This is a genomic window from Thalassospira sp. TSL5-1, assembly GCF_001907695.1.
In the GTDB taxonomy this organism is placed as follows: Bacteria; Pseudomonadota; Alphaproteobacteria; order Rhodospirillales; family Thalassospiraceae; genus Thalassospira.
The window spans coordinates 1,772,651-1,797,943 of record NZ_KV880637.1; the positions used below are offsets into that span (position 1 = coordinate 1,772,651).

The 25,293-nt window shown below is 51.2% G+C and carries 27 protein-coding genes; 7 read left to right on the plus strand and 20 right to left on the minus strand.

Translation table 11 applies throughout. From position 1 onward, the window contains the following. Window positions 1-75: 75 nt before the first annotated feature. The 12 genes from parC to folK form a co-directional block, all read right to left on the minus strand. On the minus strand, window positions 76-2,319 hold the full coding sequence (gene parC / locus LF95_RS08400; RefSeq protein ID WP_073954509.1) for a DNA topoisomerase IV subunit A: 2,244 nt from the start codon (window positions 2,317-2,319) through the stop codon (window positions 76-78). A gap of 228 nt (window positions 2,320-2,547) precedes the next feature. Next, complete coding sequence (recO, locus tag LF95_RS08405; RefSeq protein WP_073954510.1) at window positions 2,548-3,297, minus strand: DNA repair protein RecO; 750 nt, start codon at window positions 3,295-3,297, stop codon at window positions 2,548-2,550. Window positions 3,298-3,484: 187 nt separating this feature from the next. Further along, a complete protein-coding gene (locus LF95_RS08410; RefSeq protein ID WP_073954511.1) occupies window positions 3,485-3,715 on the minus strand; it encodes a hypothetical protein in 231 nt (76 codons plus the stop codon). A 30-nt stretch (window positions 3,716-3,745) separates the two neighbouring features. Continuing rightward, a complete protein-coding gene (era, locus tag LF95_RS08415; RefSeq protein ID WP_073954512.1) occupies window positions 3,746-4,681 on the minus strand; it encodes a GTPase Era in 936 nt (311 codons plus the stop codon). Beyond that, complete coding sequence (gene rnc, locus LF95_RS08420; RefSeq protein ID WP_073954513.1) at window positions 4,674-5,357, minus strand: ribonuclease III; 684 nt, start codon at window positions 5,355-5,357, stop codon at window positions 4,674-4,676. Before rnc ends, era begins: the two co-directional genes overlap by 8 nt. Then, window positions 5,357-6,103, minus strand: coding sequence for a signal peptidase I (gene lepB, locus LF95_RS08425; RefSeq protein WP_073954514.1), 747 nt, complete (start codon window positions 6,101-6,103; stop codon window positions 5,357-5,359). Before lepB ends, rnc begins: the two co-directional genes overlap by 1 nt. 30 nt (window positions 6,104-6,133) lie before the next feature. After that, the gene (gene acpS / locus LF95_RS08430) at window positions 6,134-6,529 is read right to left on the minus strand and encodes a holo-ACP synthase (protein ID WP_073954515.1); all 396 of its coding nucleotides are present in this window, start codon (window positions 6,527-6,529) and stop codon (window positions 6,134-6,136) included. Continuing rightward, entirely contained in the window at window positions 6,526-7,275 is a 750-nt protein-coding gene (locus tag LF95_RS08435; RefSeq protein WP_073954516.1) for a pyridoxine 5'-phosphate synthase, read from the minus strand. Before LF95_RS08435 ends, acpS begins: the two co-directional genes overlap by 4 nt. Beyond that, window positions 7,272-7,973, minus strand: a complete 702-nt coding sequence (locus tag LF95_RS08440; RefSeq protein ID WP_073954517.1) for a DUF2062 domain-containing protein — start codon at window positions 7,971-7,973, stop codon at window positions 7,272-7,274. The genes LF95_RS08435 and LF95_RS08440 overlap by 4 nt, the downstream gene beginning before the upstream one ends. Window positions 7,974-8,088: 115 nt before the next feature. Beyond that, window positions 8,089-10,227 carry a RelA/SpoT family protein gene (locus LF95_RS08445; protein WP_073954518.1) on the minus strand — a complete coding sequence of 713 codons (2,139 nt, stop codon included), beginning with the start codon at window positions 10,225-10,227 and terminating at the stop codon, window positions 8,089-8,091. A 140-nt stretch (window positions 10,228-10,367) separates the two neighbouring features. Continuing rightward, entirely contained in the window at window positions 10,368-10,709 is a 342-nt protein-coding gene (rpoZ, locus tag LF95_RS08450) for a DNA-directed RNA polymerase subunit omega (protein ID WP_073954519.1), read from the minus strand. Window positions 10,710-10,849: 140 nt separating this feature from the next. Continuing rightward, a complete protein-coding gene (gene folK, locus LF95_RS08455) occupies window positions 10,850-11,401 on the minus strand; it encodes a 2-amino-4-hydroxy-6-hydroxymethyldihydropteridine diphosphokinase (RefSeq protein ID WP_252509696.1) in 552 nt (183 codons plus the stop codon). Between the two features lie 168 nt (window positions 11,402-11,569). Here folK and LF95_RS08460 point away from each other — a divergent pair, with 168 nt between their 5' ends. The 3 genes from LF95_RS08460 to recQ are packed head-to-tail and all read left to right on the plus strand — an operon-like array spanning window position 11,570 to window position 14,738. After that, window positions 11,570-12,187: a LabA-like NYN domain-containing protein gene (locus LF95_RS08460; RefSeq protein WP_073954520.1), complete on the plus strand. Its 618-nt coding sequence runs from the start codon at window positions 11,570-11,572 to the stop codon at window positions 12,185-12,187. Window positions 12,188-12,228: 41 nt separating this feature from the next. Then, window positions 12,229-12,870, plus strand: a complete 642-nt coding sequence (locus LF95_RS08465) for a uracil-DNA glycosylase (protein ID WP_073954521.1) — start codon at window positions 12,229-12,231, stop codon at window positions 12,868-12,870. A 2-nt stretch (window positions 12,871-12,872) separates the two neighbouring features. Then, on the plus strand, window positions 12,873-14,738 hold the full coding sequence (gene recQ, locus LF95_RS08470) for a DNA helicase RecQ (RefSeq protein WP_073954522.1): 1,866 nt from the start codon (window positions 12,873-12,875) through the stop codon (window positions 14,736-14,738). Between the two features lie 14 nt (window positions 14,739-14,752). On the opposite strand, the gene LF95_RS08475 is transcribed toward recQ, so the two are convergent. From LF95_RS08475 to dapA, 4 genes are all read right to left on the minus strand, one after another. Further along, window positions 14,753-15,241 carry a glutathione peroxidase gene (locus LF95_RS08475; protein WP_252509697.1) on the minus strand — a complete coding sequence of 163 codons (489 nt, stop codon included), beginning with the start codon at window positions 15,239-15,241 and terminating at the stop codon, window positions 14,753-14,755. A 106-nt stretch (window positions 15,242-15,347) separates the two neighbouring features. Further along, complete coding sequence (locus tag LF95_RS08480; RefSeq protein ID WP_073954524.1) at window positions 15,348-16,007, minus strand: sulfite oxidase-like oxidoreductase; 660 nt, start codon at window positions 16,005-16,007, stop codon at window positions 15,348-15,350. 126 nt (window positions 16,008-16,133) lie between these two features. Continuing rightward, on the minus strand, window positions 16,134-16,610 hold the full coding sequence (gene smpB / locus LF95_RS08485; protein WP_073954525.1) for an SsrA-binding protein SmpB: 477 nt from the start codon (window positions 16,608-16,610) through the stop codon (window positions 16,134-16,136). Between the two features lie 30 nt (window positions 16,611-16,640). After that, a complete protein-coding gene (gene dapA / locus LF95_RS08490) occupies window positions 16,641-17,519 on the minus strand; it encodes a 4-hydroxy-tetrahydrodipicolinate synthase (protein WP_073954526.1) in 879 nt (292 codons plus the stop codon). A gap of 176 nt (window positions 17,520-17,695) precedes the next feature. Between dapA and LF95_RS08495 the strand changes: the two genes are divergently transcribed. Both LF95_RS08495 and LF95_RS08500 read left to right on the plus strand, forming a co-directional pair. Further along, window positions 17,696-19,771, plus strand: coding sequence for a lytic transglycosylase domain-containing protein (locus LF95_RS08495; protein ID WP_073954527.1), 2,076 nt, complete (start codon window positions 17,696-17,698; stop codon window positions 19,769-19,771). A gap of 91 nt (window positions 19,772-19,862) precedes the next feature. Then, the gene (locus LF95_RS08500) at window positions 19,863-20,552 is read left to right on the plus strand and encodes a haloacid dehalogenase type II (RefSeq protein ID WP_073954528.1); all 690 of its coding nucleotides are present in this window, start codon (window positions 19,863-19,865) and stop codon (window positions 20,550-20,552) included. A gap of 159 nt (window positions 20,553-20,711) precedes the next feature. Here LF95_RS08500 and LF95_RS08505 read toward each other — a convergent pair whose 3' ends face one another. Next, complete coding sequence (locus LF95_RS08505; RefSeq protein WP_073954529.1) at window positions 20,712-21,164, minus strand: bactofilin family protein; 453 nt, start codon at window positions 21,162-21,164, stop codon at window positions 20,712-20,714. Continuing rightward, window positions 21,124-22,464 (minus strand): M23 family metallopeptidase, encoded by a 1,341-nt coding sequence (locus LF95_RS08510; RefSeq protein ID WP_073954530.1) that lies wholly within the window; start codon window positions 22,462-22,464, stop codon window positions 21,124-21,126. The genes LF95_RS08505 and LF95_RS08510 overlap by 41 nt, the downstream gene beginning before the upstream one ends. A 224-nt stretch (window positions 22,465-22,688) precedes the next feature. Between LF95_RS08510 and LF95_RS08515 the strand changes: the two genes are divergently transcribed. Together LF95_RS08515 and LF95_RS08520 are read left to right on the plus strand one after the other, a co-directional pair. Then, window positions 22,689-23,180, plus strand: a complete 492-nt coding sequence (locus tag LF95_RS08515; RefSeq protein WP_073954531.1) for a phosphatidylglycerophosphatase A family protein — start codon at window positions 22,689-22,691, stop codon at window positions 23,178-23,180. Beyond that, window positions 23,177-23,701 carry a CinA family protein gene (locus tag LF95_RS08520; protein ID WP_073954532.1) on the plus strand — a complete coding sequence of 175 codons (525 nt, stop codon included), beginning with the start codon at window positions 23,177-23,179 and terminating at the stop codon, window positions 23,699-23,701. Before LF95_RS08515 ends, LF95_RS08520 begins: the two co-directional genes overlap by 4 nt. 44 nt (window positions 23,702-23,745) lie before the next feature. Here LF95_RS08520 and LF95_RS08525 read toward each other — a convergent pair whose 3' ends face one another. After that, window positions 23,746-24,207 (minus strand): type II toxin-antitoxin system RatA family toxin, encoded by a 462-nt coding sequence (locus LF95_RS08525; protein WP_073954533.1) that lies wholly within the window; start codon window positions 24,205-24,207, stop codon window positions 23,746-23,748. A gap of 50 nt (window positions 24,208-24,257) precedes the next feature. Continuing rightward, window positions 24,258-25,232 (minus strand): lipoyl synthase, encoded by a 975-nt coding sequence (gene lipA / locus LF95_RS08530; RefSeq protein WP_073954534.1) that lies wholly within the window; start codon window positions 25,230-25,232, stop codon window positions 24,258-24,260. Window positions 25,233-25,293 lie beyond the last annotated feature (61 nt).

Here is a 25,293-nt window from a genome sequence, read left to right on the forward strand (position 1 = left end):
AATCCTTACAAATAAAAACCTGAAGCCTAGACAAACAGGCTTCAGGTTAAGGCCAGTCAATAAGGCGTTATCTCGTCATTCAAAGCGATTGGAACGCGGAAAGCCGTTAGGTGGCAATCGCCCCGCACCTGCCCGCTTGCCAATCCATTCCGCCAATTCGGTAACAGTACGGGTCCGGCCTTCGCTTCCGCCCATTGTCCAGGTCAGACCATCTTCAATATTAAATAGCTTCAGATCAGCAAGGCCACCCTGGCGGTATTTCTGCAAAATCACACCACGGCCCCGCGTCATTTCCGGAATTTCCTCGACCGGGAAAATCAGAAGCTTGCGATTATCGCCCAACACTGCAACATGGTCTTTATCGACAGACAAAAAGATCAACGCTGTTTCATCTTTGCCAAGATTCAAAACCTGCTTGCCATTTTTAGTCTGGGCAACCACATCGCTTTCCGCAACCTGGAACCCGCGCCCAGCCGAGGATGCCACCAGCAATTTGCCATCGGGACGATGCACATTCATCGACACAATGTCATGTTCCTGCGGCAAATCAATCGACAGGCGGATCGGCTCGCCATGACCACGTCCACCAGGCAGCTTATCACATCCCAGCGTGTAACAACGGCCAGCCGAGCTCATGATCAACAGCTTGTCGGTAGTAAAGGCCTTAAGTGCAAACCGGCTTTCGTCCCCATCCTTGAACTTGAGGTCCGAAATATCCGTTGTATGACCCTTCAGCGCACGGATCCAACCCATGCGTGAACAGATTACTGTAATCTGTTCACGTTCAATCAGGGCTTCAAGCGGTACGTCAATTTCCTGCGGGGCATCGCCAATTTCGGTGCGACGTTCGCCAAGCGCAGTTTTCTTGCCAAATCTTTCGCGGGTTTGCTCAACCTCTTCGCGAATACGGCTCCAGCGCAGTTCTTCGCTGGCCAGCAAAGCTTCCAGACCGGCTTTTTCTTCGCTCAGTTTGGAATGCTCGTTTTTGATTTCCATTTCTTCAAGCTTGCGCAACGACCGCAAACGCATGTTCAAAATGGCATCGGCCTGAACTTCCGTCAGACCAAAGACCTTCATCAATTCGGTTTTCGGCTCATCTTCAAAACGGATGATCCGAATAACTTCATCAAGGTTCAGATAGGCAATCAGATAACCATCCAGCACTTCAAGGCGATGGTTGATCTTTTCCAGACGATGCTGCGACCGGCGAACCAGAACTTCCTGACGGTGCGCCAAAAAGGCCCGCAGAACTTCGCGCAAATTCATCACACGCGGGGTATTATCGGCATCCAGAACGTTAAGGTTCAAACCAAACCTGATTTCAAGTTCGGTATTTTTGAACAGCATCTCCATCAGATGTTCGGGTTCAACCGCGCGCGAACGCGGTTCAAACACCAGACGGATCAAATCGGTTGATTCATCCCGCACATCATTTAGAAGCGGCAGCTTTTTGGCAAACATAAGATCAGCAATACGCTCGACCAGTTTTGCCTTTTGCACCTGATAGGGAATTTCGGTGATCACGATCTGATAAAGACCGTGCGTCATTTTTTCGACTTCCCATTTCGCACGCAAACGAAATGATCCGCGACCTGTGGCATAAGCCTCAAGGATATTTTCCCGCGGTTCAACCAGCACACCACCCGTCGGAAAATCCGGCCCCGGCACACAGCGCACCAGTTCGGCAATCGAGGTTTCAGGATTGTCGATCAGCTTAATCAGGCCGGAACATAATTCATCGACGTTATGCGGCGGGATGTTGGTTGCCATCCCCACGGCGATCCCGGCGGCACCATTGGCCAACAAATTGGGAAATGCTGCCGGCATCACGATCGGTTCGTGGTCTTCACCGTCATAAGTCGGACGGAAATCAATCGCGTCTTCGTCAAGGCCTTCCATCAGCACAGCTGCAACGGCGGTCATGCGGGCTTCTGTGTAACGCATGGCAGCGGCATTATCGCCGTCGATATTGCCAAAGTTCCCCTGCCCGTCAACCAACGGATAACGCACCGCGAAATCCTGCGCCAAACGTACCAGCGCATCATAAACCGACTGGTCCCCATGCGGGTGATATTTACCAATGACGTCACCAACGACACGGGCACATTTCTTGAAACCCTGTTCAGGATTAAGTTTCAATTGCCGCATTGCATAAAGCAGCCGACGGTGAACCGGTTTCAGTCCATCGCGAACATCGGGCAGCGAACGCGACATGATGGTCGACATCGCATAGGCCAAATAACGTTCGCTTAACGCATCGGCAAGGCGGGTTTCCCTGATCTGCCCGGCATTGCCCGGGTCGGAGGATTTCGTGCTCATGAAATGTTTTTCTTAATCCGGAACAGGTTGAAGTCAAATTCGACGGCACATTGATGATGATCACATCTGGCCGCGCCGCACCATACTACTTTCAGGGCGGGTGTGGTCAACAGATGACAGGGGCAAAAGCGTGCTTTTAATTATGTTTTTGTGTTGTCAGGCACAAATTACCCCGTCAGCCGCTGCTGATAATAAACTTGCGATGTCGCAACTTCGCTTTTTACGCAATCAGTTTATGCGGCCCTGTTGCCATATCATGGATGCCAGCCTGTCACGGGCGGCAACGGGTTTAATGCCTTTGGCCTCAAACAAGTCACGATGAATAAAAAAACCCGACAGTCTCAGGGCCTGGTTATATTGCTCCTCAAGCGGGATCTGTTTGGCCTGATCCGAGGCTGCCTGCCCAGCCAAAAAGGCCGGCAAGGGTAAAAGACGGTCTGAAAACGGTGTTCCTTCCGCCAAGGATACAGCCCGCCCGCTTTTGGGCGAAACAAAATGCAAATCCAAAGATTTTCCTGTTACAGCACAACAGGATAGATCAAGGCCATAACCCAATTCCTGAAGAAAACCGATCTCCCAGCGCAAATAGGCAGGCTTCCAATATTCGGTTTTCAGGGCGTCGATAAGACCCAGCGTCCCCTTAAATAACGGCTTCTGTGCCACACGTTCCGGCAAAGCCACTTCAAGCAGCGTACAGGCAGACGACAATGCGAGCAATGGCCCGGGTAGTGCAAGGAAATCGACGATATGAGATTGAAGCAGTTCACATTTAAACTGCCCTAAATGTTCGGAAAGACGTGCAGACCAGGTGACACGAACAAGATTTCCGGTTTCCAGCGCCCCCCGCAGGGATTTTCCCGATGCTCCTTTGACCATACCGGCGTAACGGCCATAATCTCGCGATAGCACCGTCAACCGAACGGAATTTTCGCCCATCTTGCGTGTAGAAAGCACAATCGCATCATCACGCCAGTTCACACGATCCCCCGAAATTCAATAACCGGAAACCATAACAAACCGGATCAGGTGAAAAGCCATCCCCATTACAACAGAGACAAAAACGACCAAAGCAACTGCCAACAGGACATAACGACGCCAACCCGTCAATTCCGAGAGACTTTTGATAGGTTCATCCTGATCGGAATTATGCCGGTTGTCTGACATCTCAAAATGGCCGCGTTGCCGGATTGCGCCACAACAATCCGAGAATAAAAATAACAACTGCAATGACCAAAACCAGCATATTCATGGGCTTGCCCAGGAAGTTCTGATTGCGTTTTAAATCACTGCCATCATGACGATAACGGAACGGCCGACGGGATTTCATGGCAATGATCAGGGCGACGGCTGCGCCCACCACAATCAACACCATTCCCCAAAACTGATTGGTTTCCATTGCCTGTTCCCGTTCCGCGCTATTGGCGCGTCATGCGTTGTGATCCAGCCCCCAAATTGCCAGACGATTTGGGTCATCGCCCCAGTTCTCACGAACTTTGACAAACAGGTACAAATGCACCCGCCGTTCAAAAATGGCTTCCAGATCCTTGCGGGCGTCCGTCCCCAGCATCTTGATCCGCTTACCACTTTTACCCAGGATAATGGCTTTCTGGCCTTCCCGCTCGACAAAAATTGTTTGTTCGAGTTTTACCGATCCGTCTTTGCGTTCTTCCCACAGCTCTGTTTCCACCGTGGCAGAATAGGGCAATTCCTGCTGAAGCTGATAATACAGCTTTTCACGGGTGATTTCAGCAGCCAGCAAGCGCAGCGGCATGTCGGAAACATCGTCTTCCGGGAACATCCACGGGCCGCTGGGCATTTTGGCCGCCAGGAAATTGATAAAATCCTGGGTACCGGAGCCCTTTTTTGCCGAAATCATAAAGACATCGGTAAAGATTTCCTCGCCAAACAGTTCGCCAGAAAGGTGCAACAGTTTTTCCTTGTCGCGCACTTTGTCGATCTTGTTCAAAAGCAGGATCGCCTTGCGTTTCTGCTTTTTGAGGTTTTCGATGATCAGGCGCACATCATCGTTGATGCCCTGCTGTGCATCGATCACAAGAACGATCAGATCAGCATCGTCCGCCCCGCCCCATGCGGCCTTGACCATCGCACGGTCCAAACGGCGCTTGGGCTGGAAAATACCGGGTGTATCAATAAAGACGATCTGCGCATCCTCGGCCATGACAATGCCACGCACACGTGACCGTGTCGTTTGCACTTTGGGCGAAACGATTGATACCTTGGTCCCGACAAGCTGGTTTAGCAATGTGGACTTACCAGCATTGGGCGCACCAACAAGGGCGACAAAGCCACAACGGTGCGGCTCATCATTCTGGTCTGGCATCGAGGCAGGAACCTCATTCATGGTTCAATTCATCCAACATTCGTTTTGCAGCAATCTGTTCGGCTTCACGTTTTGATTTACCCTCGGCACGAACAGAATGACCGTCGCTGGTCGTCAGCTCTATTGTAAATACCGGTGCATGTGCCGGGCCTTCACGCCCTACCATCTCGTAAACAGGTAAGGGCTTGCCCTGGCCCTGCAAGGCTTCCTGCAACTGGGTTTTTGCATCCTGCGGCGGTTTGGGGGCTTCATCAAGCAAAGGTTGCCACAACCTTTCAATAAAGGCGCGTGCCGGCTCCAAACCACCATCAAGATACAAGGCCGCAATCACGGCTTCCATGCAGTCAGACAAAATAGCCGGGTTGCCACCGGCACCTGCGGCACGTTCGCCCTTTGCCATTTGGATATAATTGCCCAGATCAAGATCAATGGCAATTCTTGCCAGTGTTTCCCGGCGCACAAGTGCAACAAACCGTTTGGCCATTGCACCTTCGCGTTCGCGGCCAAAACGGGTGTAAAGCATTTCGGCAATCACCAACCCCAAAACGCGGTCGCCCAGAAACTCCAGTCTTTCATTCCCGCCGCTTAGCGCATCTTTACCCTTGGCGGCACTACGGTGCGTTAATGCCACACGCAGCAGGTCTGGTTTGGCAAATTCATGATCGATATGTCGCAACAAAGGCGCCATGTCGGTCATCAGTTTACTCCCTTAAACAGTCGATCGAAACGAATGCTGCCCAAATCATAGATCGGCTGGCTGCTATCCTTTGAATAGAACAGGAATTCAGCCCGACCAACCAGGTTTTCAAACGGAACAAAGCGATAGCGTGCGGGGAAAGCACGGCTGTCGGCAGAATTGTCCCTGTTATCCCCCATCATGAAATAATGGCCATCCGGCACGGTATAGGGTTCGGTATTGTCAGCCGGACCCTTGTCACCAAATATTTCAAGAATACGGTGAACTTTTCCACCCGGCAAGGTTTCCAGATATTGCGGCACGGCAATCGCCTGACCGTTGCCGTCCGTCAGGATATAATCTTCGATGCGTTCACGCTCGACGATTTTGTTATTGATATATAGACGGCCCTGTTTGACCTGCACCGTATCGCCCGGAAGCCCGATTACACGTTTGATATAATCCTGGGAGGGATCGGCTGGCAGCTTAAAGACAATCACATCGCCGCGTTTGGGCTGGCTTGCAAGAATACGACCAGGAATAAGCGGCAGGCTGAATGGCAGGCTGTGCTTTGAATAGCCATAAGAATATTTTGAAACAAACAAATAATCGCCAACCAGCAAGGTTGGAATCATAGAGCCGGAAGGAATATTAAACGGCTCATATGCAAAGGTTCTTACCAACAAAGCAATGACAATTGCCCAGAAAACGGTCTTAAGAGTATCAAAAAGGCCACCTGGCTTTTTCTTCTGCACTAACTTTTCCATCCAGGGTTCAACCCTTTTTCAAATCAAAATTCAGTCTGCTGAAATCACAACAACAGCATTCGCCATCGGGTATTCATCGGTCAGGGTGACATGCACAGAAGCAATTTTCCCCTCAGGCGTTAATTCATCAAGGCGGCGTTTTGCCCCGTCAATCAACGCCATGTCCGGTTTACCGCTAGGCTGATGAACAACACCCATTGTACGATGATGCACACCACGGCGAAACCCCGTCCCCAGCGCCTTGGAGCATGCCTCCTTGGCGGCAAATGCCATTGCCAGAGAAGAAGCCATTCGTTCAGGTCGCCGAACCGCGCGGGCAATTTCCACATCGCTATAAACACGACGCAAAAAACGCTCCCCGAACCGGTTCAGGGTTTTCTCAATACGCCGGATATCGCACAAATCCGTTCCAATGCCAACAATCATTGGTCCGAACCTGATTGCCCCCGCGCTTCGCTCATCATGCGGCGCATTTCGCGAATGCTCCCGTCAAGCCCGGTAAAGATCGCCTCGCCAATCAGAAAATGTCCAATATTCAATTCTCGAATTTCAGGCATCCCGGCAATCGGGGACACCGTCTCAAAGGAAAGGCCGTGCCCGGCATGAATTTCAAGCCCTTGCGCCGCACCGTATTTTACGGCTTCTGCAATACGGGAAAGTTCACGCGCCCTTTCATCCACTGTCGCATCACAATAGGCACCCGTATGAATTTCAACAACTGGTGCGCCCAGCGATACAGCAGCATCCAGCTGTTTCTGCGATGCCTCGATAAACAGGGATACACGAATACCGGCATTTCCCAGTTCCGAAACAAACCGTTTTAAATGATTGTGTTGTCCTGCAGCATCAAGGCCACCTTCGGTGGTGCGTTCTTCGCGTTTTTCCGGGACGATACAGGCGGCGTGCGGGCGTGTTTTAAGCACAATTTCCAGCATTTCGTCGGTTGCCGCCATCTCGAAATTCAGCGGCAAATCGATTTCCGCCCGCAGACGCTTTATATCCCGATCGGAAATATGACGACGATCTTCACGCAAATGCGCAGTAATTCCATCCGCCCCCGCCGCGGCAACAATTTTCGCCGCCCTTACCGGATCAGGATGCACGCAGCCCCGCGCATTTCGGATTGTGGCGACATGGTCAATATTTACACCCAAACGTAAATCGTTGCTCATTTCGTATCGTCCTGCTGCCTGTCTGTATCGTGAAGCAATGTACGTTTCGCGGTTTCAAGGACCGGTTTTAAGGCCCGTTTTTCGTGAATTGTCATACGACGCAAAATGCGTTTGTGACGATACATAACAACCGCACGATAGACAGGAAAGTAAAACAGTAGCCAGATGAACACAACGGTCGGAATACAGCCGACAATCATGGGCCAAATGATATCAACAATACTGGACCATAAGCGTGCCAGATCCGCCTGCTCTGTCGCGTTCCATATCCCGAAAATCAGCCCGCGCCCCACATAACTGACACCTTCTACCGTGAAATCCCACAGCACAGCCATGTTGAAATGCACACCCTGGACCGACGGGTCACTGCCCAAAATCCACAAACCGCTGTGATACAACCAGAGCCAGATAAAGGGAAATGTCCAGGGATTGCCAACAATCGTGCCCAAAAGCGACGCCACCAGATTGGCCCGCAAGATCAGACTGAATAATGCCGAGAGGACAAAATGAAACCCGATAAAGGGCGTAAAGGAAACAGCCGCACCAATCGCAAAACCCGACGCAATACTATAGGGCGTTCCCGGCAGGCGGGCGACTCGATGGGCAAAATAACGTGATGAACGACGCCATCCGGCCCGCGGCCATAACAGCCCGCGAATGCGTTCAAAGTAACTTGGTTTTATGCGACGCTGGAACATACGGTGTCAGACAAATGACATGATAGGAGGGAACGGGAGAAATCCCGCGCCGCTATGGGTAAGTGCAGAAAGCCGCGTTGGCAAGAAAATAGCGTCGTCGCCATCATATTTCCGATCAACCACGCGCCCGCTCCACTGTATTGACAACCGGTGTTGCCCGCAGGGCAGCTATGATATTGGTAAGATGTTTGACATCTACAACATCAATATCAATCAGCATTTCAAAAAAATCCAGCGTCCGACTGACAAACCGCAGGTTGGTAATGTTGCCATGATTTTTTGCGATGACGCTGGTGATGGCCGACAAGGCCCCCGATTCATGCGATACCGTCAACCCCAAACGCCCAACAAAATGCTCCGGCTCGCCACCATTATCCCAGCCGACATCCAACCAGCGTTCGGGTTGATCCGCAAAAGTCTCGAGTGTGTCACAATCAATTGTATGAATTGTCACCCCCTTACCAGTGGTGACAATCCCAACAATCCTGTCTCCCGGTAGCGGATGGCAGCAACCGGCATAATGTACAGCCATCCCCGGGATAAGCCCCTTTAACGGTATGGCATGATCACGCTTGCGGGTATTTTTACCATCGGCCGGCACAAATTTTCGGGGCGGTTGCGTATCCTTTGTCCCGGGGAAAACCGCATTGGTGACTTCCCGACCGGTAATGTGCCCCGCGCCCACGGCAGCAACGAGCGCATCCACGGATGGCTGCTTGAATATCTTTAAAACGCCTTCCAGCCCCTTTTCCGAATAATCGTATCCCGCCTGACGGAAGGCTTTTTGCACAATGGCTTTGCCCAGGTCACGATATTGGTCTTCCTGCTGCTGACGGATAAAGCGACGGATACGCGCGCGGGCCTTGCCGGTAACAACAAACCGTTCCCAGGTCGGATTCGGGGTTTGCGCCTTTGACGTAACAATCTCGACCTGATCGCCGTTATTAAGCTGGGTGCGCAACGGTACCATCGCCCCATTGACCTTTGCCCCAACACAGGTATCGCCGATATGGGTATGAATCATATAGGCAAAGTCAACTGGCGTACCGCCCGTTGGAAGCGCAATCACGTCTCCTTTGGGCGAGAAACAGAAAACCTGGTCCTGAAACATCGCCAATTTGGTATGTTCCAAAAACTCTTCGGGTTCCGAGGCATGTTCCATAATATCCAGAAGATCACGCAGCCAGCGATATTGCGTGCCTTCCTTTTCCGGGCCACCGCCTTGTTTATAAGCCCAATGGGCCGCAACCCCGAGCTCGTTGACTTCATGCATTTCGTGCGTTCTGATCTGCACTTCAATACGATGATTTTCAGGGCCAATGACGGTTGTATGGATGGAACGATAACCGTTTGGTTTCGGGGTGGAAATGTAATCCTTGAAGCGGCCCGGCACCACCTTATAAGCCGCATGCAAATATCCCAGAACCTCGTAACATTGCGGCATCGTATCGACCATGACACGAAACGCCATAATGTCTGACAACTCACCAAAGGTGATGTTTTTACGCTGCATTTTCTGCCAGATCGAATACGGGCTTTTTTCCCGGCCATAAATCTGGACAGCGGGGCCATCAGTCGAAATAACCTCTTCCAGTTCCTTGACGATGCGCGCGACGACATTGTCGTCTTTGTGCCGCAAGGTTTCCAGGCGGGAAATAATCGAATTGCGCGCCTCTGCATTCAGGTGATGAAACGCCAGCTCCTGCAATTCTTCCTTGATATCGTGCATCCCGATGCGTTCGGCCAAAGGTGCATAAATATCAAGGGTTTCGGCTGCAATCCTCGCACGTTTTTCCGGTTTGGAAATATAATGCAGGGTGCGCATATTATGCAGGCGGTCAGCAAGCTTGACCAAAAGGACCCGAATATCCTCCGACATCGCCAGCAACAGCTTGCGCAAGTTCTCGGCCTGCTTGGAATCAGCTGATTTCAGCTCAATCTGGGTCAGCTTGGTAACACCATCCACCAGCTTGAGGATTTTGGGACCAAAAAGCTTGTTGATCTCTTCTGGCGTTGCATCGGTATCTTCGATGGTATCATGCAACAACGCTGTAATGATCGTATCACAATCCAGCTTATAGTTCGTCAGGATACCGGCAACCTCGATCGGATGCGAAAAATACGGGTCGCCGTTGGCCCGCTTTTGAGAACCGTGTTTTTGGGTGGCATACACATAGGCTTTATTCAGCAGTGCCTCGCGTGCATCTGCATCATATGCCTTTACCCGTTCCACCAGTTCATATTGACGCATCATTCAGGATCGACTCCCATCCCGGTTCTCAATCAAACAAGCACATATATAGAAGATAGTACAAATGGCACAAAAAAAAGCCACGGAATAAAAATCCGCAGCTCTTTTTTATTAAATCATTATTTTCAACGCACTAAGAAAGATTATTCATCTTCTTCCGAAGGTGCGGAAGCCGCTGCAATCGGGGCAAACTCTTCAATTGCCTCAGCCATCAGCTTGGGACCGAATTCGTCTTCAACATCTTCGGGCTCTTCGGTTTCAACATGACGTTGAAGGCCTTGAATCATGCCGTTGCGAAGGTCATCAAAATTAACGGTGACTTCGGCAATTTCGCGCAGGGCAACAACAGGATTCTTGTCGTTGTCACGATCAACGGTCAGTTCTGCCCCTGCCGAAATGTTGCGTGCACGCTGAGCTGCCAGCATCACGAGCTCGAAGCGATTGGGAATCTTGTCAACGCAATCTTCGACGGTAACGCGCGCCATAAATTTCTCCAGCAAAAGAATAGGTATCCAGACCGATCTTTATAAGGCCGGCGGATACTTGTTGCAATACCAAACCACAGAAAAGCAGGTGATTTTTTCAATCTAGCAGCACTTAATGGCAGTCTTCGTTTCAGATGACCTCAATCGTCGCTCATCTGACGGATTTCCTGCCCGGCGGGTAATTCGTCAATCAGCTCACTCACCGTTTTGTTCAAAACCGGATGCACCCAGTCTGGTGCCACATCGCGCAACGGCAAAAGAACAAAGGCACGATCGTGCAATCGCGGATGCGGCACAACCAGCCCCCCTTCGTCACTCACCTCAACACGGCCATAGGCAACAAGATCAAGATCAAGAACCCGCGCTTCATTGCGCTTAATCCGCACCCGGCCAAAACCCGCCTCGATTTCATGCAAATGGGCCAACAGGTCATGCGGCGGCAATGTTGTTTCAGCTCGGATGATGGCATTAACATACCAGGGCTGATCAGAAATCGGTACCGGCGCGGTTTCATAAAATGAGGATACGTCTGCCACAGCCAGGCCCGCCAAACCGTCCAGCGCCTCGACCGCTGCACGCACAGCCGCAGCAGGCGGACCAAACCGTTCCGTCGGCAAATTTGCTCCCACAGCAATCAGAACGGCAGCATCAGACGCTTTCTCAACTTTTTCCACTTCGGGCTGGAATATCACCTTGGGCTCACCTTATATGCAGGTTCAAACTCAAGGCGCCTGTTTACGGAACGGCATTCAGGCTGTCTATGACAATTTGGTTCTTTCTTTGCCGGAACTTGCGATGTAAAACAGGGGTCAGCATTTGCAAATTACTCATTTTAAAACGCTATTTAAGGATATTTACGAATGATTTTTTACCCGCAGGAACGGATCGGGCTGTTTATTGATGGCTCGAACTTGTATGCAGCGGCCCGTGCACTTGGTTTTGATATTGATTACAAACGCTTACTAGATCTTTTTGCCCAAAAAGGTCAACTTATTCGGGCTTTTTATTATACTGCTTTGATTGAAGATCAGGAATATTCGCCCATACGCCCGCTTGTCGACTGGCTCGATTATAACGGCTATACGATGGTGACAAAACCGACCAAAGAATTCACCGACGCGGCCGGACGACGCAAGATCAAGGGCAATATGGACATCGAACTTGCCATCGATGTCATGGAAATGGCCCAACACCTTGATCATGTTGTTATTTTCTCTGGTGATGGTGATTTCCGCCGTCTTGTTGATGCGGTTCAGCGCAAGGGCGTTCGCGTTACCGTTGTTTCAACAGTCAAATCAAACCCACCGATGGTGGCCGATGAATTGCGCCGCCAGGCCGACAATTTCATCGAGCTGACCGAACTTGAAGGTACCATCGCGCGAAAGGTACAACAGCGCCGGGATGATGATCATCCTGATTTGGGTGACATTGACGACCATCCGATTCATCCGAACCTGGACGAAATCGATTTCGATTGATCCTTGCGTACCGCCCCGTCATATCCAATTTCAGGTCCGTTATGACTGAATTTTTAGAACCGGCAAAAGATTGCCCCTTATGCCCGCGTCTTGTTGAATTCCGTCATGCCAACCAGGCCAAATTTCCGGAATTTTACAATGGCCCTGTTCGGCCCTTTGGTCCTCTGTCTGCCTGCCTGCTGATCGTTGGATTGGCACCGGGCTTAAAGGGGGCAAACGCAACAGGACGGCCCTTTACCGGTGATTATGCCGGTGACCTGCTATATGCCACCCTGGGGAAGTTCGGCTTTGCCCAGGGATCATATGACAAACGCCCTGACGATGGCCTTGAATTGATCGATTGCCGCATCACCAATGCGGTCAAATGCGTGCCACCAGAAAACAAGCCGACAGGCCCCGAAGCAAATACCTGTCGGCCATTTCTGATCAGTGAAATTGCGGCCATGCAAAACCTCAAAGGCATTTTATGCCTGGGGCAAATCGCCCATCAGGCGATGCTCAAGACCTTTGGCATCAAACTTTCTGCGTTTAAATTTGCCCACGGCGCACAACATCGGCTGGAAAATGGTCTTACATTATTTGATAGCTATCACTGTTCGCGTTACAACACCCAAACCTATCGCCTGACACCAGAGATGTTTGAAAACGTCTTTGCCGACATCCGAACCCATCTGGATTGTTAACATTGTCTGACCCGTTACTCTTTAACGAATTCGATTTCCCGACATCAACAGATGCCCCTGCGGCCAAGTCACCGCTAGAGGTTCTGAAGGATGTGTTCGGATATGACAGTTTCCGCGGGTTACAGGCCGACATTATCGACAATGTAATTGCAGGCAACGACGCCCTGGTTCTAATGCCAACGGGTGGCGGGAAATCGCTTTGTTATCAAATTCCGGCCTTATGTCGGCACGGGACAGCAATTGTCGTATCCCCCCTGATCGCGCTGATGAAAGACCAGGTTGATGCGCTAACACAATTGGGCATCAAGGCCGCCTATATTAATTCAACCCTGTCGCCTGATCTTGCCCGCGAGGTTGAAATGCGGGCGATAGAGGGTGATATTGATCTTCTTTATGTCGCGCCAGAGCGCTTTGCCACAGACCGCTTTTTGAACCTGCTGGATCGCATCAGCATTTCGCTGTTTGCCATCGACGAAGCCCATTGCGTTTCCCAGTGGGGGCATGATTTCAGGCCGGAATATCGCAAGCTTGACCTTTTACCGACACGCTTTCCACATGTGCCACGCATTGCGCTGACGGCAACTGCCGATGCTCCCACGCGCAAGGATATTGCCGAAAACCTGCATCTGACCGAAGCCCGCTGCTTTTTGACAGGGTTTGATCGGCCCAATATTACCTATCGCATTGAAACCAAGGGCAACAGCAAACAGCGCCTGCTGTCATTCCTCAACCGCGAGCATCCCGAGGATGCCGGTATTGTTTACTGCCTGTCGCGCCGCAAAACCGAAGATGTTGCGCAATGGCTGACCGATAATGGTCGCCCGGCCCTGCCCTATCATGCTGGTCTGTCACAGGAAATGCGTCAATTACATCAGGACCGTTTTTTACGTGAAGAAGGCCTGATCATTTGTGCAACCGTCGCCTTTGGCATGGGCATCGACAAACCGAATGTGCGGTTTGTTGCCCACCTGAACCTGCCCAAAAGCATGGAAGCCTATTATCAGGAAACCGGCCGCGCCGGGCGCGATGGCCTGCCTGCCAACGCCTGGATGAATTACGACCTCTCAGACATCGTCTCCATTCGCGGTATGCTGGCGGCGTCCGATGCACCCGATGCCCAGAAACGCATTGAACAACGCAAGCTCGATGCCCTGATCGGCCTGGCTGAAACCACGAAATGTCGTCGGCAGGTTATTTTGTCCTATTTCGGCGAGACCGACACCAAACCTTGTGGCAATTGCGACACCTGCCTGGAACCCGTTGACACATGGGATGCCACTGATGCGTCTCGCAAGGCCCTGTCAGCAGTTTATCGCACCGGACAACGATTTGGCCCTGGCCATGTCATCGAAGTGTTGATGGGCCGTAATACCGAAAAAATCCGCCAAAATGGCCATGATAAAACCACTGTGTATGGATTGGGCAAGGACATCGCCCAGCCACAATGGCGGTCGGTTTTTCGCCAGCTGCTGGCAATGGGTTATTTGCAGGTCAATGAAGAAGGCCATGGCGGCGTATACTTAACCGAAGACTCCCGTCCGGTGCTGCGTGGTGAAAAGGTCGTTGAAATGCGGCTTGATGCCAGCGAACGTAAACGTGCCACAACACAACGCCTGCGAGATTTTGATACCTTTTTCGAGGACGAAAGCGACCGCGAAATGTGGGAGGCCCTAAGGCGGCTAAGGCGCGAACTAGCACAGGAACAAAATGTGCCGCCCTATGTCATTTTTAATGACCGGACACTTTCCGAAATGGTGAAATTCAAGCCGCGCAGCTTAAACGAAATGGCCGCCATTAATGGTGTTGGCGCCAAAAAGCTGGATCAATACGGGCTTGTCTTTCTCGACATTACCGATGGGCGCAAATAGAACAGGCAACATCATCACTGCTTTTTTGACAGGGCATCCGTAATCGCCTGTTGCAGTTTTTCATCACCCGGGGTCACGGCACTTGAAAAACTCGCCAATAACTGACCATCCCGCCCAACCAGATATTTGTGAAAATTCCATTTTGGTGCCTGTTCCGGGCCAAGCTCATCCCGCGCCCATTTATAAAACGGATGTGCTGCCTCCCCGCGAACAGACTGGCGCGTGGTCATGGGAAAATCGATGTTAAAGCTGGTGGTACAGAAATCGGCAATTTCCTGATTATCTTTGTATTCCTGCCCGCCAAAATCACCAGACGGCACGCCTAACACGACAAGCCCTTCATTCTGGCGTTTCTGCCAAAGGCTTTCCAACCCGTCATATTGAGGTGTGAAACCACAAAAGGAGGCCGTATTCACAATCAACACCGCCTTGCCGGCAAAAGATTTCAACGGCAGTTCTCCGCCATCGATAGACTGAAAGTTAAAATCATGGGCACTTGTCATTTCGCCTCCTGTGGCGGGCAGTGTTCCTACAAAAACGACGCCAGTAAAAAATAGCCAGTTTCTTATGCGTGACCACATACCTCACCTCTCATTCAGGGCTGGGGCATCAGCTATATCTTTGTTCAGTCCAGGGGGCTGCATTATTGTGATACCCGCGCGTTTCCCAGAAACCCGGCTTGTCGGTGGCAGAAAAAGTAATTTCGCGGACCCACTTTGCGCTTTTCCAAAAATATAACTTCGGAATAATCACGCGCACCGGGCCGCCATGTTCGTCGGTAAGGGGCTTATCCTGCCAGTGATGTGCCAGTAACACATCCTCATCTAGAAATTGCTCGCGTGTTACATTGGTTGTGTAACCATCATGGGCGGTAAACAGCACATATTTTGCTTTATCTGTCGGGCGCACCAGCCGGGCCAGTTCCAAAGCAGAAACACCCTGCCAGTGGTTATCGTAACGCGACCAGGATGTGACACAATGAATATCGCTTTGATCATAAAAGGCTGGCAAATCGAGGAACTGTAACATTGTCAGGGAAACCGGATTTTCCACTTCACCGCCAATTGACAACGCCCAACTTGACGGATCGACATGCGGCGTAATCCCAAGATCAAGCACCGGCCAGTCCTTGACCTCGCGCTGGCCGGGCGGCAAACGGTTCTCGCGATTGACATCCTGTTTTCCGGTTAACAGGCGCCCTTTTTCTGCCCATTGCTGCTTGGCAGCAATCAGCTTTTCACGAATGGCACCCGAGAATGTTTCGGTCATGTCCTGCTTCCTCCTGCCCACCTGATACGAAAAATGGCACAGACACGTTCACCATGTCTGTACCATTTTATGTTTTTCAGCCTGCGACATTGATCACAACTTCATGATCAAACAGAGCAAGGCATCTTATCCATGATCGCGAAGAATACGGGCCTTGTCGCGTTGCCAATCACGTTCCTTGATGGCATCGCGTTTATCTGCCTTGCGTTTACCTTCGGCAATGGCAAGTTCCAGCTTGGCAATTCCGCGATCATTGAAATAAATTTTCACCGGCACCAATGTCGTGCCCTTTTTATTGACGGCATCCGACATCTTGGCGATTTCACGTTTATGCAGCAGCAATTTACGCGGGCGTCGCTCTTCATGCCCAAAGGGCATCTTACTTTGGTATTCGGGGATATAGGCATTGATCAGCCACACTTCCCCATTCTTCGGTTCGGCATAGGATTCCTGAATGTTCCCCTTGCCTTCACGAAGCGATTTCACTTCGGTACCACGCAAGGCCAGCCCCGCCTCGAATGTTTCCAACAGGAAATAATCAAAACGAGCCCGGCGATTTTGCGCCACCAACTTATTGTTGCTGTTCTCTTTTTTTGCAGCCATATCAAAAACTTGTTGGCCGGCCCCTGTTTATCAGGAAAGAATACCGGCTGATTTCAGTGCGGTTTCAACGCGCCGTTTGGAGTCGTCGGCAATTTCAACCATCGGCAGGCGCATTTGCGCCGTGCAAAGCCCCAGAAGCGATGCCGCATATTTGACCGGACCAGGATTGGCCTCGCAGAACATCGCCTTATGAACCGGCATCAGTCGATAGTTCAACTCCTGAACCTTGGCGATGTTCCCGTCACGCCAGGCATTATGCAAATCAGCGCACAAACGCGGTGCAATATTGGCGGTAACAGAGATACAGCCATGACCACCCTGTGCCAGAAACGGCACAATAGACCCATCCTCGCCAGAGAGCTGGCAAAAATCAGGCCCGGCAGCGATACGCATCATGGCCGGGCGTTCCGGATCACTGGTTGCATCCTTCACCCCAACAATACGCGGCAATTTCGCCAGTTCGGCCATTGTTGCAACGGTCATATCAATCACCGACCGGCCCGGAATATTATAAATAATAATCGGAATATCGGTCGAATCGTGAATGGCCTTATAATGTGCCAACAGGCCAGCCTGGGTTGGCTTGTTATAATACGGCGTCACAACAAGGGCCGCATCGGCACCGGCATTTTGCGCATGGCGCGTCAGCGAGACAGCCTCAACCGTCGAGTTTGACCCCGTTCCCGCAATCACCGGGACACGCCCTTTTGCAACTTCAAGTGCCAGTTCAACAACGCGATGATGCTCTGCATGGCTCAGCGTTGGGGATTCGCCCGTGGTTCCGACCGGCACCACACCGGTCGTGCCCTGTTTTATCTGCCAATCCACAAAAGACTGGAACGCTTTTTCATCGATCACTCCGTCCGTGGTGAACGGTGTAATCAAAGCGGTAATCGAACCTTTAAACATCGATGTCTCCAAATCGTAATGCGGATTAAAAAGCGTCGCGAAAATAGCCGTACTTAGCGCCTATCGCAAGCATCAGAACGAATTGTTTTGTCACTGTTTGGCTTTTGTCGGTTTCACTGCCATAATAGCAACCGTCTTGAGCGCAATTTCCGCCCTGAGGCATGAGGGGTTTTTCGATGGCGAATATCACTTTCCGCCGGTTTTCTGCGTGTGCAGCAACCTTTGGCGCTGTCTGGCTTATCACAGCTGGCAGTCCTTATAATTTGGCACGTGCAGCAACGCCCGAGCCATCACCGCTTGTTCTTTCGCCGCCTTCGCCAGCTTTTTCCAAAGTCAGCCGGGCACGATTGAACGTTTTTCTTGATGCCCTGGAAAACGGGGATACGAAAAACGTTGCCGATCTGCTGCCGTCATTTGACGACCCGCTTTTGCAAAAGGCGGTTGAGTGGATGTGGCTGATCAGCCCCAACTCCAATCGCTCCTTTGCCGAAATTACCTCGTTTATTGACGCCAACCCCAACTGGCCCAGCCAGGCTCTGCTGCGCCAGCGCGCCGAAGAGGCCATGACCGACGCCGTACCGGATTTTGAAATTCTGGCTTGGTTCAAACGCTCGGCCCCTGTTACGGCGGATGGCGCAACCCGACAAATTTCCGCCCTTTTATCGGTTGGCGAAAAGGATGCCGCCATTACCCTGATCCGCCATAGCTGGATTAACGAAGATTTTGGCACAGGCCAGGAAAAACGTTTTATCGACCGATATGGCAAATATATTGATGAAGTGACACACGAGGCCCGCCTCGACCGCCTGTTGTGGGAAGGTAGAACACACCCTGCCAGCCGCATGATGAAATACGTCAATGCGGATTACAAAAAACTGGCCGAAGCCCGCCTGGCACTGCGCGAACGCAAAAGCGATATCGACGCAATCCTTAAAAGTGTTCCGCAAAAGTACCGCAACAACCCCGGCCTTATGTATGAACAGGTCCGCTGGCGGCGCATTAATGACGACGACAAGGATGCCCGCGACCTGTTGCTGCACAAGGCAAATGATCTGGCCTATATTTCGATCCGGCCGGAATACTGGTGGACGGAAAAGGCTATTCTTGCCCGCCGTGCGCTGCAGGAAGGGTATATTACCGATGCCTACCGGTTGGTTGCCAATCACGGACAAACCGAACCGGCCGACATTGCCGGTGCGGAATGGTTGGCAGGCTGGATCGCGCTTGAATTTTTAGGCGATTCGCAAATCGCCCTGCAACATTTCCAGAACCTGTATGATGTGGTGCAATATCCCATTAGCCAGTCACGCGGGGCCTATTGGGCCGGGCGGGCCTGCAAGGCAATGGGCGACAGGGAGCGCGCCAACAAATGGTTCCACCTTGCCGCGGACCATGCCCACACATTCTATGGCCAGCTTGCCAATGATGAATTGGGTGGTGCCGTCCATTATCAGGTGGAACAGGCGCACCCGACGCCAGAACAGCGCAAGCGGTTTGAAAACAATGAACTAACCAAAGTTTCGCGCGAACTTGGGGATATGGGCCTGGGCAATATTATTCGTCCCTTTATCATGGCGCTGGTGGACCAGGCTGACAGCCCGGAAATGCTGGCAATGGCAACCGGGCTTGCCTCGGAATATGGTCGAACCGACCTGGCTGTGATTGCCGCAAAGCGGGGCATTCGTTCAGGCGGCGGCTATCTTGATGCTGCCTACCCCGTTTATGACTTGGTACCTGGCGGTCAAGAACCTGATCCGGGCCTCGTGCATGCCATCATGCGTCAGGAAAGCCTGTTTAACCCCGGTGCGGTTTCCTATGCCGGTGCACGCGGCCTGATGCAGCTTATGCCTGCTACGGCCAAGCGTATGGCAAGTCATTTAAACATGCCCTACAGCGTTAACCGACTGACCGAAGACCCTGGCTTTAATATTCAACTGGGGCGTCACTATCTGTCCAAGTTGCTGGATCGCTGGAATGGTGCCGAAATTTTGACCATCGCGTCCTATAATGCCGGTCCGTCGCGGGTGAAGGAATGGATTGAAGAATATGGCGATCCACGAGACCCGGAGGTGGACCCGATCGACTGGATCGAGATGATTCCCTACAAGGAAACCCGCAATTATGTTCAGCGAGTGATGGAAGGCACATATGTCTATCGCCGCCGTTTTGCCCGTGATGAAATTGCCATGAGCCAGGAAAACGCTGCCGAGGTCGATAAATCAGCAAAGCCAATAAACAAGCCGCAAAAATAGGATAGCGCCTGATCGGCTATCCTCGAAGGGTTGCCAATTGCAGTTTAAATGACACCTAAAATCCAGGTGACAGAAAACGAGGCCTGACCAAATGACTGAATCCGCTATCTCTTCCTGCCGCGCCTTTGTGTTTGATGCTTATGGCACATTGTTTGACGCAAATTCTGCCATCAAACGCTGTCAGGAAAATCTTGGGGACGACGCCGAAAAACTGTCGGAACTGTGGCGCCGCAAGCAGCTTGAATATACATGGCTGCGCAGCCTGATGGGTGACTTTTCGGACTTCTGGAATGTCACGGGCGATGCACTGGATTATGCAATGGCGGCAATTGGCAAAGACGACCCCGTGTTACGTTCACGCCTGATGGAAACCTATCTTTCCCTTGATACCTTTCCTGAAGTCGCACAAAGCCTACAAACACTAAAAGAGAATGGCCACAAATTGGCAATCCTGTCGAACGGGGCACGGCATATGCTGATATCGGCGGCAAAATCATCGGGAATTTTATCGCTGTTTGATGAAATATTGTGTGTTGATGACATACGCACCTACAAACCCCATCCCAGTGTTTATCAGTTGGCGACAGATAAATTCGAACTCGAGGCTGGCGACATTTCATTTCAGTCGTCAAACGGCTGGGATATTGCCGGGGCCGGACATTTTGGTTTCAAGACAGCTTGGATCAATCGTTCCGCTCTGCCCGTCGATCATCTGCCGCACAAAGCCGACTTAACGTTAAACGGGCTTGACGAACTGCCACCCCTGACACGCAAGGCATAGGTGCCTTAAAGCGATTTGTCTTTAAACACCTAGCGGTGCAACATCCTAAAAAACAGCCAGGTTGCGACCGCAGCCTGGCTGTTTTAACAATGTCTCTGTAGCATGTGGCTTCCGTTCCATATTGCGAACAGAACCTAAAAACGTTGTTAAAGTAAAGACTTATACCTCTTTTTTCACGTTTGAGGCGACAATCTTTCCTGCCTGGATGACCGTCAGACCATTCTCTTCAACATTTTCGATCCGGCGACAGTGACCTTCAAGATGGGCACCCGGTTCAATGGACAGAGTCTCGTGTAAAATATCGCCAATCATCTTGGCTGAATCCGCCAAAGAAACGTCTTTGGCTCTGATCTGACCCGTTATTTTACCGCAGACCCGTACTCTGTCCGCAATAATTTCACCGCGGACTTCCCCATGCTGACCAATGGTCAGGTTACGTGTCCGAATATCTCCATCGACAAATCCATCGACCTGTACATCGGACTCAGAAATCAAATCTCCAGAAATCCGAAGATCGGAACTGATGACTGAAAGCCCCCCTGCCTTTGCAGAAGACGAAGAGGCATTGGTGTTATTTGTGCTCGTTTGTGTCTTGCTTGATTTTGAAAACATATTGTCCCGCCTTTATGAACTTGATGGGATCGATCTGTTTACCGTGTAGCAGGACTTCATAATGGACATGACTTCCTGTACTGCGGCCCGTACTCCCCATCAACGCTACTTCGTCTTGATATTTGACCTTCTGGCCCTTCTTAACGAGGACCTTCATAAGATGGCCATACCGGGTTTTAAGGCCGTTTCCATGATCAATTTCGACCATTTTGCCGTAGCCACCCGTCCAGCCAGCATGTGTCACCACACCAGGTGCGGTAGAATAAATTGGTGTTTTCATTGGTGCAGCCAAATCAACACCCGAATGAAAAGACCATTTTCCGTTAAAAGGATCCTTACGTTTACCAAAATTGCTGGAAACGTAATAATTCTCCGTCGGCTCCCCCAAGGGCAAACGATTAATCACTTTCTGCAGGCTTGCCAGTTGGTCCATACGGTTGCCAACCGCCAAAGCCGCATTCATAAACAATTCGTCTTCCGGCGTTTCCGGTTCAAACTGAATAAACGGCCCGCCCACACCGGCATCAAATACACGTTTCACATCACCATTCATCGCATCGTCGGTCAGTTCCTTGATAGGAACCCCGGTCATTTTCAAGACCGATTTCAAATCGGCAATCGATGATCCCGCATGCGCGGCAACCCGTTCCAGTGCCTGTTTTTGCACCGTATGCAAGTCGGTTATGCGTTGATGCGCCTGAGCCAGTTCACCCTGAAGGGCTTTAGAGCGCGAAATCGCCTGATCACGTTCGCGCATCACCCGCGTCATGACCGTTTCAACAGTTTCAAGTTCATCACGCAGCGCAATATTGCGATTGGTTAAACCGTCAATCTGCTGGCCCAGCGCATTCATCTGGTTATCCATAGATGACCGCAATGAGGAAATACGGCCTTTTTCCTTTTCACTGTCCGCCAGTTTCAAGCTAAAGTCCTGGACACGGGCCTGCAACTTCAGGTTCTTTTCCGCCATATTCAAAAGATTGTGGTGCGTATCCTCCATCTGAGAAGTGATTTCGCTAAACTTCTTTTGACTTTCGGCAACCCGGTTTACCAATTCGCTATAGGCCATCTCGCTGCGAAAAAGCTGTTCTTCGCGCATATCAAGCCGATGGCTAAAATAGTAACCAACACCTGTCGCAGAAACCGTCCAGACAATTGTCAGCGCGCCAACAGTACCAACAACCAATTGTCGACGACGTCCCAACCGAACCTGTGTTACAGAATCATTGGACCGAACAAGAATTTCTCTGTCCGGAAACCACTTCTCAATTATATGCTCGAAACGTCCCACCAATGACATCTGTCCGGCTGCACCTTAATTTTTATGTCTCATTTTCAACATCAATGCCGGAACCCCCCGATTGATGCTGACGTTTATCCCAAAACCCAATAAAGTCACGCTACCTTCTAGAAAGCAGCGTGGCAAGTACGTTAACACTTCTTTAATCCCAAAAAGCCTCGCGTCTCCGCCAATTGGCTATATAAGTCAAATCGCCATATCCATTAGCCATATGCGAAAGTGTTATGCGTCTAAACCAAGTTATTATAACCGCATCTGCCACCTGGTTTTACAGTGGCAAGTTTCCCAAGGCCCCCGGAACAGCGGGTTCATTCGCAGCTCTGCCTTTTGGCTGGCTGCTTATCGCAACAAGTGGCAACACAGGGCTCTTAATCGCAACGGCCATTGTCTTTATTTATGGTGTATTCGTTGCAGATTCCTATAGCAAAATGATCGGTATTCACGATCCCGGTGAAATTGTGATCGATGAAGTCGCGGGTCAATGGATGTGTCTGCTGCCGTTACCACTATCCTCAGGTCCGATGGATATTGTCTGGATGCTGTTGGCTTTTGTTGTTTTTCGGTTCTTCGATATCTGGAAACCCTGGCCCATTCGCTGGGTTGACCGTCGTGTCGGCGGCGGATTTGGCATTATGCTGGACGATATTTTTGCCGGTGCCTTTGGCATGATACTCCTTGCCGGTATTGTTCATCTCGCAGGAGGTTTTCTAAAATGATTCCCGATCCGGAAATACTTGCTGCTGCGAGCACCATCATCAACTTGTGCCGACGTCACGGCGAAAAAATTGCCACTGCCGAAAGCTGTACCGGCGGACTGATCGGCGGCTGCCTGACGGCGGTTGATGGCAGTTCCAGCGTGGTCGATGGCGGCTTCATTACCTATTCAAACGAAGCTAAAATGGCCATGCTTGCTGTTCCTGGCAACATGCTGGCCGAGTTTGGCGCCGTATCGGAACCCGTTGCCCGGGCGATGGCTGAAGGTGCGTTGCGCCACAGCCCACTTGCCACACTTACAATTGCCGTCACTGGCATTGCCGGGCCCGGTGGTGGCAGTGAGGAAAAACCGGTCGGACTGGTTCATTTCGGCTGTGCGGCGTCAGATCGCCCCACCTTGCATCAATCCCACATTTTTAAGGGCGACCGTCACGCTGTCAGGCGACAAACAATCCTGATGGCATTTGATATGATTCAGGAAATGCTGACGTTACACGGTACTGATAAAAGTTCAGCGCTATGATTAAGGATTTTCTTCCTGCTATATTCAATCACTGACGATGCAATTTATGAAATCCGGGAAGAAGCGATACCATTATCGCCATAAACCTGCCGGGCGCGATTTTCAAACGAACCGACCATCAATTTGACCGCTTCGTTAAAAACCATACCGATCATTTTTTGCAAGATGGCGGATTTAAATTCAAAATCCACATAAAAATCCAGCAAGGTGCCACCGTCCTCAGACGGCTCAAATTCCCAATGATTATTGAGATATTTGAAAGGTCCTTGCAGATATTCAACATCGATCCGTTGGGGACGATCCAGCGTCACCTTTGAGGTATATTTCTCGCGGAACATCTTAAAACCGATCACAAGATCGGCATGCAATTCATTACCGTCACGTTTACGCACCCGCGATGCAGCACACCAGGGCAGAAACTCAGAATAGGAATCGATATCAGCCACGAGATCGAATAACTGTTCCGGCGTATAGGGCAGCTTTCTGCGCTCCGCATGCGTCGGCAAAGGAAACTCCTACAGGTGTGAACGGTAAAGTGATTGCAAATCGGCGCTGCTTATTCAGCAGCGCTCGGCTTTGCTGTGGCGGCCAGTTTCTTTTCGCGGGCGGCCCGCATCTCAGCAAAATCACGATCCGCATGATAGCTGGACCGCGTCAACGGCGTTGAGGCAACCATCAAAAAGCCCTTGGCGCGCGCCATCGAAGCATATTCCTTAAACTCATCGGGCGTAACAAACCGGTCCACCGGAGCATGTTTCAGGGTGGGCTGCAAATACTGGCCAATTGTCAGAAAATCAACATCGGCAACACGCAGGTCATCCATCACCTGGCTCAGTTCATGGCGCTGTTCCCCCAAACCAACCATCAGGCCGGATTTGGTAAAGATCGTCGGGTCAATCTGCTTGACGCGATCAAGGATTCGCAGTGACTGATAAAAACGGGCACCCGGACGAATGGACGGATAAAGCCGCGGGACAGTTTCCAGATTGTGGTTAAACACATCCGGGCGTGCCTTGGCGACGATCTCGACGGCACCGGGTTTATCACGGAAGTCCGGTGTTAGAATTTCGATGGTGGTTTCCGGCGATTTATGCCGAATGGCCTCGATCACGCGGGCGAAATGCGTTGCCCCGCCATCGGCAAGATCGTCACGGTCAACCGACGTAATCACAACATGCTTGAGGTCCATGTCAGCAACCGCCATTGCCAGATTTTCCGGCTCGAACGGGTCAAGCGCATTGGGCATACCGGTTTTAACATTACAAAACGCACAGGCACGGGTGCAGGTATCGCCCATGATCATGAAAGAAGCATGCTTTTTCTGCCAGCATTCGCCGATATTCGGGCAGGCAGCCTCTTCACAAACCGTATGCAGCTTCAGGCCTCGCGCCAGATCACGCGTTTCCTGATACCCTTTCGAGGTTGGTGCCTTAACGCGAATCCATTCCGGCTTGCGGCCAGAAGGGCGATCCGGGTTCTTTTGCTTTTCAGGGTGCCGAAGAGCTCGCACCTCGTTGCGCGTCGTGGACATTTAAACCTCCGAAGGGTGGAACGGGCGGCAATGTGCCGCCCTCCCGCCAAATTGTCAAACC